The organism is Flavobacterium frigidimaris (genome assembly GCF_002217275.1).
Classification (GTDB): Bacteria; Bacteroidota; Bacteroidia; order Flavobacteriales; family Flavobacteriaceae; genus Flavobacterium; species Flavobacterium aquidurense.
Window position 1 is genome coordinate 89,669 of record NZ_MUGV01000026.1, and the last position, 14,239, is coordinate 103,907.

Genomic DNA, 14,239 nt, shown 5'->3' on the forward strand with positions numbered 1-14,239 from the left:
AAAATAAATTAGGAATGTTATCATCTTGTAATCCTGAGCCATTAATTTCAGTATTAATACCAACATTTAATGTAGAAAATTTTGTTGAAGAGGCCATTAGAAGTATAATGGATCAGACATATAAAAATTTGGAAATAATTATTGTTGATGATTGTTCCACAGACAGTACATATTCAATTTTATTAAATCTAGCCTCAATTGATAAAAGAATAAAACTTTTTAGAAATACTGAGAACAAAAAAATAGTAGAGAGTCTTAATTTTGCCATTTCAAAAGCAAGTGGTGAGTATTTTGCACGAATGGATGGTGATGATGTCAGTTTGCCTGAAAGGATTGAAAAACAATACGATTTTTTGTTGAACAATCCAGAAATTGATTTGGTTGGACTTAATGTTGTCATGATAAATGAAGATGGGGAGGTAATACAAGAAGAGAAGTATTTGCAAAATCATGAAGAAATTTTACGAGCTAGTAAATATGTATCTCCTGTACTTCACATTTGGCTAGCTAAAAAAAATGTATATAATAAATTAGTTAAGTATAGAATTCCGACTGTTGAAGATTATGATTTTATTTTAAGATGTATTGATAATGGATTTAAATTATCAAATTTACAATCGTCATTATATCTACAACGAATTAGAAAGGGAAATACTATTACTGCTTCGGGTTTGATTCAACATAAATCAAGACTTTACATTAAAAAATTATCTGAAGAAAGAGCTATAAATGACAACATAGACAGTTATTCTGAGAAGAGTTATAAGAAAGTAATAACGGTTTCGTCATTTTCTTTATTTATGTATAAATTATCATCTTCTTTTCACATGAAATATCTTAAGTATAAACATAGATTTAGACTTGTAGCCTTATTTTTCAGAATATTGTCAGTTTTGTTTTCTCCTGAACTTCAAATATCTCAAATGATTTTAAGAATAAAATATAAAAGATTGTTCATCAGTAATATTCAATAATGAAGCACCCTAAACCATTCCTTAGAAGTTCAGAATTATTGCTGTTTATAATGATTATTCCAATAATTCAATTTTTGGAATTTTATTTATCTGGAGCGAAAGATGTTTTAACATACACAGTAGAAAATAGCTTTATACCATATGTAAATATTATTGTATTTATTTCAATTATTTACAAAAGTAAATTTGATAAAAGACAATTATTTCTTTTACTAGTATTTGTTTATTATTCAATTTTCTTTAAAAACTCTTTTGCAAACAATGCGAGCTATATGATTAATATCATAATCACGTGTAGTTTACTTCTGTTTTTTACCAACTGTCAAATTGAAAAATTATCTAAAAAGCAAGAGAAAATATTGATATGTTTTTCGATTTGCTTAATATCTTTATATTATTTATATTCATCTGAAAGATTTTATGAAGATCGATTTTATTTAGTTGGATTTATAATACCACATCAATTTTCTTATTATTGTGCATTTTTACTTTATTATTTTATAAGTAAAAAAAAGTTCATAATTTCTGTTTTTATCGGTCTAGCAGGTATATATGTTGGTGTTAGATCGGGATTTTTAGCAATATTAATTTCGTTATTATCTTACTTTCGTACTATTAATACCGGAAGAATGGCAAGTGTTACTATAAAGATTCTATTTTCTTTTGTAATTCTATATATAATTATAGGTTCTGTAAATAATAAATCTTTTGAAAAAATTGATACTTTGATTTCAAATACATTCAACACTAATAAACAAGGTCAGGATGAATATACCGCAAGTAGAAGTATAATTTGGTTTAACATGTTTGAAGAAGTTAAAGGTGATGGATTTTCCTTTAACAATATTATTGGAAGAGGCCCTAGATCATCATATGAGTTTAATAATAAAAAAATTGGAGTGGCAATATGGATGCATAATGATATCTTAGATATCTTATTTTCATTGGGAATCTTCGGTTTATGTATATATGTATATTCCTTTTATAAATACTTAACAACATATAGAGACATTATTTCAGTTCTTCTTTTTTTAATTTTAATCTTTACAAATGGTTTTTTTACATATTCGCCATTAACTTTAATTGTTTTACATAGACTTGCTCAAAATAATAGTATAAAGAATGCTTAAAATACTTCAAATTAACAAATATCACTATATCAGAGGTGGTTCAGACAGTGTTTATTTTAATACAGCCAATTTGCTCAGAGAATATGGACATCAGGTTATTCATTTTGCTATGGATTTCAGCGAAAACGAATTATGTTCTGAATCTAATTTCTTTGCATCAAATAATGATTTTACAAAGCAGTCATTAATTCAAAAAATGTCTAACATACCATCTTTTTTTTATAATAGAGATGCCGCGGAAAGATTAAAAGAATTAATTGAAATTGAAAGACCTGATATCGCGCATTTACATATTTTTTATGGAAGCCTTACTTCTTCAATATTAAAAGTATTGAAGGAATATAAAGTACCAATTGTTGTATCTGTACATGATTACAAGTTTGTTTGTTCGGCTTATCTCTTTCTAAATAATAAAAATGAAGTTTGTGAAAAATGTGAGGGGAAAAAGCATTATCAAGGAATTGTAAATAAATGTGTTAAGGGAAGCAGATTGTTCAGTACTGTATTTGCATTGGAAGCGTATTATCGCGACACATTTTATCCTATTCATAAAATGTTCGATCGTTTAATATTTGTAAGCAAATTTTCGGCAACTATTCACAATAAATACAATCGAGAGTTACAACACATTACTTCACATTTATATAACTTCGATCCTTTATTAAACAGTAAAATTGCTAATAATAAAAAAGGCGATTATTTTTTATATGCTGGAAGACTATCAAAAGAAAAGGGACTAAAAACATTAATACAGGCATTTGCTAAATTACCTAACATTCAATTAAAAATTGCAGGGACTGGGGAAGAAATGGAATCATTAATATTAGAGGCTACAAATAATGTAGAGTTTTTAGGTTTCCTAAAAGGAGAAGAGTTGCAAAATGTCATTTTAAATGCATCATTTGTAGTAACTCCATCTGAATGGTATGAAAATAATCCGATGGCTGTAATTGAAGCTTTAACCTTAGGAAAACCCGTTATAGGTGCAAATATTGGTGGAATACCAGAAATAGTGATAGAAAATACTTCAGGATTTCTTTTTTCTCACGGATCAGAGGAAGAGCTTAAGCTAAGTATTCTAAAAGCTAATCAATTGAGTGACGAAGATTATTTAACATTATCAGTAGCTTCAAGAAAATTTGCTGAAGAACATTTTTCACCAGGGAAACACTATGAAGGCTTAATAAAAATATATACTGATTTGCTTGAGAAATAATATATAAACTATTTTTTTAATTTATAAATAAAAGGAAGATGATTACTAAATTTTATTCAAAGATATTTTTTTTACAATTTGCTATTTTAATTTTTTTTTCATCCTGTGATGAAATGTCTTCGGTGCCAAATAAAAATGCAATTAGCTTTTCATCAAAACCAATAGATTCTACTAGCGGACCTAATTATTATTCAGTACTTAATAATGATGATGAGTCTAAAACTCTATTTCAATATAATGAAATGCAAAATCCAAATGGTAAGACAAGAGGATGGCAGGGATGTCCAACCATAGGAATTAAAGATGATAAAATATTTGTTGCATGGTATGCAGGAGAAACAGGAGAATTACCAGGAAACTATATTGTGCTTTCAACAAGTGATGATATGGGACAAACTTGGACTCCAAATAGATTACGAATAGTTCCTTCTGATGAATCTTTAAGAATGATAGATCCTTCATTGTGGAATGACAAATTTAATAATCTTAATTTATCATGGACAAAGACATTGGGGGTTTGGGATTATGGTGCGGGTGGTCTCTGGAAAGTAAAAATTAAAGATGCAAATAATGAAATTAAAATTACTAAACCCGTTAGGCTCTTCAATGGTGTAATGAACGTAAAACCTACACCTTTGGGTGATGATAGTTCTAAAATGATTTTTCCTGTTTCTGCATGGAATCTTGGGGTGTTTGATGTAAAAGGTAATTATATATTGTCCAAGGATTATAATGGAGCATACATTTATAATGGATATTATGATGGAATAGATGAGCTTGTAGTTCCATCTTCTTTTTCTAAAATAAACCTTAATAATTCAATAAGATCTTATGATGAACACATGATAGTTTCCGTAGACGAAAATTATCTCATATGTATGTTAAGAACTTCAGATGGAATTTATAGTACAAAAAGCTTCGATGGAGGTCAAAAATGGGAAACTCCTGTTAAATTTAACGATCTTGGACCAACTACTTCTAGTAGATTCTTCTTTGGAAAATTAAAATCGGGTAATCTTTTATTTGTTCTGAATAATAGTTTAACTAGAAACAAATTGACAGCTTTTTTATCCGTGGATAATGGAATTACATGGAAATATAAATTATTGTTAGATAGTAGAGAGGTGTCATATCCAGACGTTACACAAAATAATGAAGGAGAAATTTGTGTTGTTTATGATAGATCAAGACCGTATTATGGCGAAATTTTATTTTTAAAATTTACCGAACAAGATATAATAAATGGCAATTCTGATAAATTGATTCCACGAATAGTAAATAAACTTAAATAAATATCGCTAAATTTTAGCCAATTTTAATTTAAAAAAAAAGCAATAAAAAAAGCAATATTGGGTACTCGTAGTATAACAAATTATTACGGAGGTTTCGAGCAATGTGCCGAGTATCTCGCTTTAGGATTAATGAACAGGGGATTTGAAATAATTCATATAACAATAGGGGAAAATAAGAATTTTTAATGTATTAATGCGCTTCAATAAACTATGCATTGAGCTTGGAGTATTAATCTTTATCAAATTTTCTTCTTTATGGTTTTGATATGTTGTATTGTAGATATTTATTTATGAAAAGTTTTTTTCTTTTGCTGATATTTATATTAAATGGATACTCACAAAAGATTTATTTTATTTCTCAATCTGGCAATGATCAAAATACGGGGACATCCGTTAAAAGCCCATGGAAAACCCTTAAAGATTTTCAGCAAGGGAATACTTATTTATTTCATGCCAGTGATACATTTTATCTAAATATTCCTAAAATAAAAATTGAAGACAGTTTACCAACAACAATATCGTCTTATGGAAAAGGTATTAAACCTTTGATAAGTGGATATCGCATCATATCTCCAAATATGATTTTCCCAACTAATTTTCAAAATGTTTGGCAAGTAGATATAAATAGTAATTTGTTAGGAGGGTTGAAATCCGATCAAAATGAAAATGTTGGATTCCTAATGATTAAGGGAGAAATTTATGGTAATAAGTGTAAAGCGTTAAATTTGTTAAAAAAAGATGGTGATTTTTTTGATGAGAAAGGGATCTTATATATTTATGCATCACTGAAGCCCAACAACAAAATATATTTTGCCTGCAACGGAAATATTATAACTTTAAGTAATAACTTGACAATATCGAATCTAAGAGTTGAAGGGGGTGGTAGTCATGGTGTTCAAGGAGTAAATGTGAGAAATGTAAGAATTAAAAATCTCGATATTAAGAATATTGGAGGTGCTTATCTTAAAGGATTTGGTAATGGTTTCATTAGGTATGGTAATGGAATTGAATTTTGGGAAAGTGCCGCTAATTGCTATGTTGAATATTGTTCTATTAAAAATGTTTATGATGCAGGATTTACTGCACAGGGCAGAAGTCCTTCAAAAGTGTTTTCTAATATTATTTTTAGGAACAACAGTATTTCTTACTGTGAACAGGCAATAGAGTTCTGGCAGGAGCATTGCCTTGATGGATTTAAAAAATGTTCTTTTTCCAATAATAAATCCATTTATGCTGGTTATGGGTGGTCGCATGACGTAAGACCAGATACTAGTGCAGGGGTTCATGTATTAGTTTATTTTCCACTACTTGGTAAATCAGATGTTGAAATAAATGATAATAGTTTTACAAATGGTAGAACAGCCTCTTTAAGATTACCAGTAGATTTTAATAAAAATAATTGTTTGTCTTTAGATAATAATTCCTATTATGGCAATAACGATAAGTTTATTTATTATAATAATGGAGAAATTAAGAGTATAAGTGACTTCAAGTCGAACGTTTCAAAAGAGTAGTTCTCAAACTTTAATAATTTATATAGATGAAAATAGCAATATTAGGAACAAGAGGAATTCCTAATCATTATGGTGGTTTTGAACAATGTGCAGAATATCTTGCTTTAGGATTGTTAAAAAGAGGATTCGAAGTCATCGTTTACAATTCGCATAATCATCCTTATCAGGAAAAAGTATGGAATGGTGTGCAAATTCTACATTGCTACGATCCTGAACATAAATTGGGGACTGCTGGTCAATTTATTTATGATTTGAATTGTATTTTAGATGTTAGAAAACGCAATTGTGATATTGTTTTACAATTAGGATATACCAGTAGTTCTATCTGGGGTTGGTTGATGCCAAAAAAAGCTGTAGTAACTACAAATATGGATGGTTTGGAATGGAAAAGAACTAAGTATTCTGAAAAAGTAAAAAAGTTTTTGAAGTATGCTGAATCATTAGGTGTAAAATACAGTGATCATTTGATTTCAGATTCTATAGGAATTCAAAATTATCTTAAAGAAACATACAAAGCAGATTCTACTTATATAGCCTATGGCGCAACTCTTTTTGAAAAGAATAATGTAGAGGTTTTATCTAAATATAATTTACAACCTCACAATTATGATATGTTGATTGCCAGATTAGAGCCTGAAAATAGTATAGAGATTATTTTAGATGGGGTTGCTAAAGCAAATCTTTCTCGTCCTTTTTTGGTGGTTGGTAATAACGATACGGCATATGGTAATTATTTAAAAAACAAGTTTTCTGCTTCTTCCCAAATTAACTTTATTGGCGGAATTTACAATATTGAGATATTAAATAATTTACGTTATTATTCTAATATTTACTTTCATGGTCATACCGTTGGAGGAACTAATCCATCTTTATTAGAAGCAATGGCTTCAAACAGTTTGATCTCTGCCAATGATAATGATTTCAATAGATATATTCTAGGTAATGATGCAATTTATTTTAAAGGGGCAGATGATGTTACAAAACATTTGTTAGATGTAGAATATAATAATATTCGTTTTCAATCCATGTTACTTGAAAACCGAATTAAAATAGAAAATATTTACGATTGGGAAATTATTGTAGAGCAATATGCGAAGCATTTTGCGGATATTACTAAAAGGAATAGTAATTAATATGAAAATTTTAAAAGAATTATCCCAATTTCACTTCTCCCGATATTTTAAGTTACTGTTTGTAATTTGGGATGTAGTATTGTTAAATGTAAGTATAGTCTTGTCTGCGTTAGTGCGATTTGGAACTTTAGATAAACTATTTTTGAAAGAAGTGCAAACAGTTTCTTTATTATGCAATTTAGTTTGGATTGGTTTATTGCTTTTTAGGGATTCTTATAGAATTGTAAGGATAGAGCGTATTGAATCGATAATATACCGAACGATAAAAAAGGTTCTTATTCATGCTGCGGTAATTGCAATTTTTGTTGTATTCTTAAAATATTCGGATATCTCAAGATTACGATTGTTCTATTTTTATTCCTTTTTCTTTGCATTATTAATGATTTCTCGTTATTTATCAATGAAGCTTCTCAAGTACATTAGGGCGAAAGGATATAATTTTAGAAGTTTTATTATAATTGGAGCAAATGATGCCGGAGAACGTATTAGGAAAACGTTAGCAAAAGATTTAACTTTTGGTTATCGTTTTTTAGGTTTTTTTGATGAAAAGTTAGATCCATTTGCTTTTATTTCTTCAACTCTTGTAGGTGGATTTGATGATATTGAAGAATTCATAATAAATGAGGAAGTAGATGAAATGTATGTGGCGTTGCATATTGACAATATTGAAATAATCAATAAATTAACACGAATCTGTGAACATAATATGGTTCGTATTAAGTTTATTCCTGATTTTCAATTGTACACCAAATCGAATAAAGTTGAGCTTTCCTTTTATGAGAATACACCGGTGCTAATGTTTCGTCCGGAGCCGCTTGAGTTTACGGTAAATAGATTATTAAAAAAGGCTTTTGATGTTGTTTTTTCTTCTCTGGTTATTTTATTGATTTTCCCGTGGTTGTTTCCCATAATTATGTTAATGATAAAATTAGAGTCTCCTGGACCTATTCTTTTTAAGCAAGAACGTTCCGGAAGAGATAATCGCTCCTTTACCTGCTGGAAATTTAGAAGTATGCGTCTTAATGGTGCTGCTGATAAAAAACAGGCAAAAAAAGGGGATAGTCGGGTAACGAAGTTTGGAGCATTTATGCGTAAAACAAGTATCGATGAGCTACCGCAGTTTTTTAATGTTTTTTTTGGTGATATGTCTGTTGTTGGTCCGAGGCCTCATATGGTGAATCATACCAAACAATATAGTGAGCTTATTAATAATTATTTAGTACGGCAGTATGCTAAACCAGGGATTACTGGATGGGCGCAGGTAAATGGATATCGTGGTGAAACAAGAGAATTAATTGATATGGAAAACAGAGTCGAGTATGATATCTGGTATATTGAAAATTGGAGTCTATTACTGGATATAAAAATAATAATAAAAACCGTTATCAATGTTGTTTCCGGAGAAGAAAATGCCTATTGATAATTTTGTCACAATGTTCCTAAAATAAGATAAAATCTTTATATGTTAAAGTTTAAAAGTAAAACTTTAAACAGGAATAAAAAATCAGGAGAATTCAATTCGTTAATTCTTATATTTGCCGTCTTAAAATTATACCCTTAATGAAATCTAAAACTTCCTTTATAAAAATAAGTTCTATTGTATTGCTTTTATTTTTATGCCTTTCTTGTGGATCTAAACAAGATGTTGTGTATTATCAAAATATTGACAGTATGGCTGCACAGCAAAATAGTAACTCCTACGAAATTAAAATTCAACCAGACGATTTGCTGATGATTATTGTATCAGCTGATGATCCTGAAGTGGCTATCCCTTTTAATTTAAGGACTTATAGCATTTCAACTAACAATAGGCTTGATATCGCACAAGGGCAACAAACGGTTCAGTTATATTTAGTAGATCAGAGCGGAAATATTGAATTTCCTGTTGTAGGAAAATTAAAGCTTGGTGGTTTAACGCGAACGGAAGCACTTCAGCTATTACAGACTAAAATAGGTGTTTATATAAAAAATCCAATTGTCAATCTTCGTATTACAAATTTTAAAGTTTCCTTACAAGGCGAAGTAAATTTGCCAGGAACGTACCCTATTGCCTCTGAAAGAGTCACTTTGGTTGAAGCCTTAAGTATGGCCAAAGATTTAACGATATATGGTAAACGTGATAATATTTTAGTGATTCGAGAAACGAATGGTGTTAAATCCTACAATAGAGTTGATATTACGAAATCAGATTTTATTAATTCTCCTTTTTATTACCTGGCTCAAAATGATGTGGTGTATGTGGAGCCAAATAAAACAAGAATCAATTCTTCAGCAGTGGGTCCAAATACTTCTGTAATTATCTCAGCGATCTCGATTTTAGTGTCGCTTTCTGTCCTAATCTTTAAATAAAATTAAAATACCAAAATGCAAAAGCAAGATTTTTATAACGATATTATAGAAGATGAAATCGAAGAGGTTAACCTTAGAGAGCAATTAGAAAAATATTTAGTACACTGGCGTTGGTTTTTATTAAGTGTGGTAATTGGTTTAATTTTGGCTTTTTTGTATTTACGTTATACCACACCCAGTTACGAAGCGACGACTACTATCTTAGTTAAAGACGAAAAAAAAGGTGGGATGTTGTCCGAATTATCCGCTTTTGCTGATTTAGGCATGGGAGGTGGTTTGAAAAATAATGTTGATAATGAAATAGAAATTTTAAAATCAAGAACATTAGTCGAAAGCACAATAAAAGAACTTGATCTTAATGTTGACTTATATGTTAAAGGAAATGTGGTAGATCGTAACATATATGCAGATAGCCCTATTCATGTTTATTTTTACAATAAAAATAATGTATTTGATAAAGCTAAATTTGATTTGAATTGTGAACTTTTAAGTTCAAATTCTTTTCGTTTAGAAGATGAAACGGAAGCGGATTCAAAAGAGAAATTTATTTTATCGTCTAAAAATGAATTTAATTATGGTGAAAAAATAGCAACCAGAATTGGAACGCTTGCACTTACTAAAACTTCTTTTTATGGGAAAAATCACACCGGACGTTTTAAATCAGTAAGAATTGTAGGGAGTCCGTTAGACGAAGTAACAGAAGGATTTAGAAAAGGATTAAAAGTAGAACCCGTCAGTAAAACCAGTAGTGTCGTTAATATTTCAATCGCTGATCCCGTATCAAAAAAAGCAGAAAACTTTTTAGATACCATGATTGAAATTTATAATGAAAATGCTGCAGAGGATAAAAATTACATTTCTGAAAATACATCTAAATTTATTGCAACCAGGCTAGCTTTAATAGCACAGGAATTGGATGGAGTAGAACAGGATGTAGAAACCTTCAAAAAAGCTAATAAATTGACAGATATCGAATCTGAAGCAAAACTTTTTATTGAAGGTTCAAGTGAATACGACAAAAAAGGAGTAGAAGCGGAAATTCAACTGAATGTTGTTTCTTCTATGCTGGATTTTATGAAGAAAAGCACTAATTCAGACTTGTTACCAACCAATATAGTTTCTGACAATGGAGATGCAAGCGGGTTGATTAGTTCTTATAATCAATTGGTATTAGATCGAAATAGAATATTGAAATCAGCTACTGCTGAAAATCCTTCCGTAATTAAGTTAGATGCACAAATATCTTCTTTGAAATCTAATGTTGCTGCCAGTTTAAGACGTATGCAGGCTAATTTGCAAATTCAAAATCGCGATATAAAAAGTCAGGAAGGGATTTTAAATAGTAAAATAGGTAAGATTCCGGTTCAGGAGCGTCAATTTAGAGTAATTGCAAGGCAACAAAAAGTAAAAGAAGAATTGTATTTATACTTACTTCAAAAGCGGGAAGAAACTGCTATTTCATTAGCGGCGACAGAACCAAATGCTCGTGTTATTGACGCTGCTAAAGCAGAAAAAGATCCAATTAGTCCAAAGAAGAAGATCATTTATTTAGCAGGAATGTTATTAGGTTTATTAGTCCCATTCGGTATTATTTATGCAGACGATTTACTGGATACAAAAATCAAGAGCAAGTTAGATTTAGAAGGTAAAACACAAATTCCGTTTATTGGAGACGTACCAACTTCTGATGATATTGCTGAATTAATAAAATCGGAAAGCAGAACCAGTTCAGCTGAAGCAATACGTATTGTAAGAACCAATCTGGAATTTATGTTGAATAAAGTTCCAGAAGGGCTCGCCAAGACTGTATTTGTTACGTCTACCTTTCCATCAGAAGGAAAAACTTTTATATCCGTAAATCTGGCCGCTACATTTGCTTTATCAGGAAGAAGAGTGTTGTTAATTGGTGCGGATATTAGAAACCCAAAATTTGGTGAATATATTGATGTTCCTAGTTTAGGTTTAACCAATTATTTGTCTTCAAATGATAAAAAAGTTCAGGATTTTATCATAAAACATAAAGGATATGAGAATTTCTTTATTCTCCCTTCAGGTGTGATTCCACCAAACCCGGCTGAATTATTAATGAGTAAAAGGGTAGATCAGCTTTTTGAAGAACTTAAGAAAGAATACGATTATATTATTGTGGATACTGCTCCGGTAAGCCTGGTTACAGATACTATTTTAATAGCTAAAAATGCTGATACCTTCGTATATGTAATGCGTGCTAATGTTTTAGAAAAACGTATGTTGGCGATTGCAAATACGTTCTATAAAGAAAAGAAATTACCAAATATGTGTATTGTTCTTAATGATACAGATTCTACTAAAGGTTATGGCTACGGTTATGGTTATGGCGTGAGAGAAGATAAAAAACCTTGGTATAAGAAGTTGTTATCAAAATAGACAAAAAACTAAAACATAAAAAAAGGGATCAATTAATTAATTGATCCCTTTTTTTATGTTTTAAAGTTTGAAAAAAAAAAATTAGAATTTGAAAAATTGATTATTGGCAATAATTTGCTTTAAGGCAGGAATATTGGTATTGTCAATTTTTATTTTTTGCTTAAAGGATGCAATATGATTGTTATGGTGAACATCGGTACCAACAAAATCATACATTCCTTTTTTTAGAAGCTCTTCTGCTACTTTAGTGATTTCGCTTCCATAATAACCTACCACAGCCAATAAATTCAATTGAAACATACAGCCTGCTTTCTTTAGTTTATTGTATTCATTGAAGTTTTTATGATAAAATAAATATCTTTCTGGATGTGCTAAAACAGGGATATATCCTGCAACCTGCAAATCGAAAAGAATCTTATACAATTGCACCGGGGCATTCATATATGACATTTCAACCAGTACATAATTGTCTTTTAAGGTAAGTAGCTTTTCATTTTGAAAATGGCTTTCAAACCAGTCATCCATGAAATATTCTGCAGCAGCCTGAAAGGGTATTTTAATATTTTCTCCTTCTAATAAAAGCTTGGTTTCTTCCTGTTTGGCTATAATTGCTTCCGGGGAGTTGTTCCAGATGTAATGACTGATATGGGGAGTTGTAATAAATTGTGTGACACCCATTTCCTGAAAAGATTTGGCAAGTTTGCCCGTGTCTGCTATTGTTTTGGCACCATCATCAATTCCTGGTAACAAATGTGAATGAATATCAACATAATTTCCAGTAAGAAGGTCCTGTAAGTACGGTTTTGATTTTAAGAATGATAACATGCTGCAAAAATAAAGAATTGAATAGGATTTTTAATGTTTAATTGTAAAGATTTTAAGGCAAAACACTTGCTCTTCTATTTATTATTAAAATCTAATCTGACATTTCGACTATTCTTTTATATTTGTTAAAATCAATAATGTAACATTTTATGAAAATTAAAGAGGACTTGTATAATAAAAGAATTGTTTCTATAGATGCTTTACGCGGAATTACCATTTTTGTAATGATTTTTGTAAACGAGCTTGCGAGTGTTAAAAATGTACCACAATGGATGAAACACATGCCGGCAGATGCAGACGCGATGACTTTTGTTGATCTTGTTTTTCCCTCTTTCTTATTTATTGTCGGAATGTCTGTTCCATTTGCATTTAACGCAAGATTGCTTAAAGGTGATAGTACGAAAACGATCTGGACTCATACTTTAAAACGGGCATTGGCACTAATTATTATTGGTATTTTTATGGTAAATGCCGAGTATGGTTACGATGCCTCAAAAATGTTAATAGCACCTGCTTTTTGGGGACTTTTAGCCTATGCAATGCCTATTCCTATTTGGAATAAATACCCTAAAGATTTTCCGCTTTGGTTAAAGTATATATTGCAATATGGCGGAATGTTCGTTTTGATTGCGCTTTATTTTTTATATGTTCAGGATACTGGAGAGATAGGAATGACGCCAAAATGGTGGGGAATTCTAGGTTTAATTGGCTGGGCTTATCTCTTTACGGTAGTTTACTACTGGCTTGTTTCGGGAAGATTATGGACAATGATTACTTTTTTAGTATTTTGTATAGCCGCAAATGCTATGAATTTAATCGAAGGATCTGTAATACAGCAATCTTCTCCGCTTAGTTTTATAGCCGGACATTTAACGCATGCATCTTTGGTAAGTGCTGGCGTAATTATTTCATTATTGTTTTTTGATCAAAAAGTAGGACCTAAAATTAATTGGCCTGTAATTGGTTTTGCCATTTTCTTTTTTGCTGTGGGGTATTTTCTTCGTCCTTATTTTGGAATTTCAAAAATAAAAGGAACACCTTCATGGACCATGTTTTCAGCGGCAATTTGTACGGTTTTGTTTTACTTTCTTTATTGGTTGATGGAAGTAAAAAAGCAAACAAAGTGGAGTGATTTTTTCATGCCCGCCGCCGCAAATCCGTTATTGATTTATATTTTGCCTGGCGTAATTTATTATTTCAATTTAGCTTTCAAAATAGAAATTATACCTGAATATTTTAGAGAGGGAGTTCCAGGAATTATTTGGAGTCTAGTTTTTTCTACTATTATGTTATTCGTAATGAAAATCTGCAATAAATATAAAATTCAATTACACCTGTAGGGAAGCTGTTTCAGGTTTCAGGTTCAGCAAAACCTGAAACCTGAAACCTGAAACTTGAAA

The 14,239-nt window shown here is 30.3% G+C and carries 11 protein-coding genes; 10 read left to right on the top strand and 1 reads right to left on the bottom strand.

Features of this window, described 5'->3' with window-relative positions; translation table 11 throughout:
* Window positions 1-14: 14 nt before the first annotated feature.
* The 9 genes from B0A65_RS16085 (at window position 15) to B0A65_RS16125 (ending at window position 12,014) form a co-directional block, all read left to right on the top strand.
* A complete protein-coding gene (locus tag B0A65_RS16085) occupies window positions 15-974 on the top strand; it encodes a glycosyltransferase family 2 protein (protein WP_074659138.1) in 960 nt (319 codons plus the stop codon).
* Complete coding sequence (locus tag B0A65_RS16090) at window positions 974-2,104, top strand: O-antigen ligase family protein (protein ID WP_083370412.1); 1,131 nt, start codon at window positions 974-976, stop codon at window positions 2,102-2,104. Before B0A65_RS16085 ends, B0A65_RS16090 begins: the two co-directional genes overlap by 1 nt.
* On the top strand, window positions 2,097-3,320 hold the full coding sequence (locus tag B0A65_RS16095) for a glycosyltransferase family 4 protein (RefSeq protein ID WP_074659136.1): 1,224 nt from the start codon (window positions 2,097-2,099) through the stop codon (window positions 3,318-3,320). The genes B0A65_RS16090 and B0A65_RS16095 overlap by 8 nt, the downstream gene beginning before the upstream one ends.
* A gap of 38 nt (window positions 3,321-3,358) precedes the next feature.
* The gene (locus tag B0A65_RS16100) at window positions 3,359-4,612 is read left to right on the top strand and encodes a sialidase family protein (RefSeq protein ID WP_074659135.1); all 1,254 of its coding nucleotides are present in this window, start codon (window positions 3,359-3,361) and stop codon (window positions 4,610-4,612) included.
* 290 nt (window positions 4,613-4,902) lie between these two features.
* Window positions 4,903-6,126, top strand: coding sequence for a right-handed parallel beta-helix repeat-containing protein (locus B0A65_RS16105; protein ID WP_074659134.1), 1,224 nt, complete (start codon window positions 4,903-4,905; stop codon window positions 6,124-6,126).
* A gap of 26 nt (window positions 6,127-6,152) precedes the next feature.
* Window positions 6,153-7,259, top strand: coding sequence for a DUF1972 domain-containing protein (locus B0A65_RS16110; protein WP_074659133.1), 1,107 nt, complete (start codon window positions 6,153-6,155; stop codon window positions 7,257-7,259).
* A 1-nt stretch (window position 7,260) separates the two neighbouring features.
* Window positions 7,261-8,679: an undecaprenyl-phosphate glucose phosphotransferase gene (locus B0A65_RS16115; RefSeq protein WP_074659132.1), complete on the top strand. Its 1,419-nt coding sequence runs from the start codon at window positions 7,261-7,263 to the stop codon at window positions 8,677-8,679.
* 140 nt (window positions 8,680-8,819) lie between these two features.
* Complete coding sequence (locus B0A65_RS16120; protein WP_074659131.1) at window positions 8,820-9,608, top strand: polysaccharide biosynthesis/export family protein; 789 nt, start codon at window positions 8,820-8,822, stop codon at window positions 9,606-9,608.
* A 15-nt stretch (window positions 9,609-9,623) separates the two neighbouring features.
* Window positions 9,624-12,014, top strand: coding sequence for a GumC family protein (locus B0A65_RS16125; RefSeq protein ID WP_074659130.1), 2,391 nt, complete (start codon window positions 9,624-9,626; stop codon window positions 12,012-12,014).
* Between the two features lie 81 nt (window positions 12,015-12,095).
* On the opposite strand, the gene B0A65_RS16130 is transcribed toward B0A65_RS16125, so the two are convergent.
* Window positions 12,096-12,839, bottom strand: coding sequence for a tyrosine-protein phosphatase (locus B0A65_RS16130; RefSeq protein ID WP_074659129.1), 744 nt, complete (start codon window positions 12,837-12,839; stop codon window positions 12,096-12,098).
* 149 nt (window positions 12,840-12,988) lie between these two features.
* Between B0A65_RS16130 and B0A65_RS16135 the strand changes: the two genes are divergently transcribed.
* Window positions 12,989-14,179 carry a DUF5009 domain-containing protein gene (locus tag B0A65_RS16135; protein WP_074659128.1) on the top strand — a complete coding sequence of 397 codons (1,191 nt, stop codon included), beginning with the start codon at window positions 12,989-12,991 and terminating at the stop codon, window positions 14,177-14,179.
* Window positions 14,180-14,239 lie beyond the last annotated feature (60 nt).

Excerpts from the sequence above, each read along its gene's own strand:
- B0A65_RS16115 (WP_074659132.1), top strand. The coding sequence starts at position 7,261 with ATGAAAATTTTAAAAGAATTATCCCAATTTCACTTCTCCCGATATTTT.
- B0A65_RS16110 (WP_074659133.1), top strand. The coding sequence starts at position 6,153 with ATGAAAATAGCAATATTAGGAACAAGAGGAATTCCTAATCATTATGGT.
- B0A65_RS16090 (WP_083370412.1), top strand. The coding sequence starts at position 974 with ATGAAGCACCCTAAACCATTCCTTAGAAGTTCAGAATTATTGCTGTTT.
- B0A65_RS16135 (WP_074659128.1), top strand. The coding sequence starts at position 12,989 with ATGAAAATTAAAGAGGACTTGTATAATAAAAGAATTGTTTCTATAGAT.
- B0A65_RS16130 (WP_074659129.1), bottom strand. The coding sequence starts at position 12,839 with ATGTTATCATTCTTAAAATCAAAACCGTACTTACAGGACCTTCTTACT.
- B0A65_RS16095 (WP_074659136.1), top strand. The coding sequence starts at position 2,097 with ATGCTTAAAATACTTCAAATTAACAAATATCACTATATCAGAGGTGGT.
- B0A65_RS16105 (WP_074659134.1), top strand. The coding sequence starts at position 4,903 with ATGAAAAGTTTTTTTCTTTTGCTGATATTTATATTAAATGGATACTCA.
- B0A65_RS16125 (WP_074659130.1), top strand. The coding sequence starts at position 9,624 with ATGCAAAAGCAAGATTTTTATAACGATATTATAGAAGATGAAATCGAA.
- B0A65_RS16100 (WP_074659135.1), top strand. The coding sequence starts at position 3,359 with ATGATTACTAAATTTTATTCAAAGATATTTTTTTTACAATTTGCTATT.
- B0A65_RS16085 (WP_074659138.1), top strand. The coding sequence starts at position 15 with ATGTTATCATCTTGTAATCCTGAGCCATTAATTTCAGTATTAATACCA.
- B0A65_RS16120 (WP_074659131.1), top strand. The coding sequence starts at position 8,820 with ATGAAATCTAAAACTTCCTTTATAAAAATAAGTTCTATTGTATTGCTT.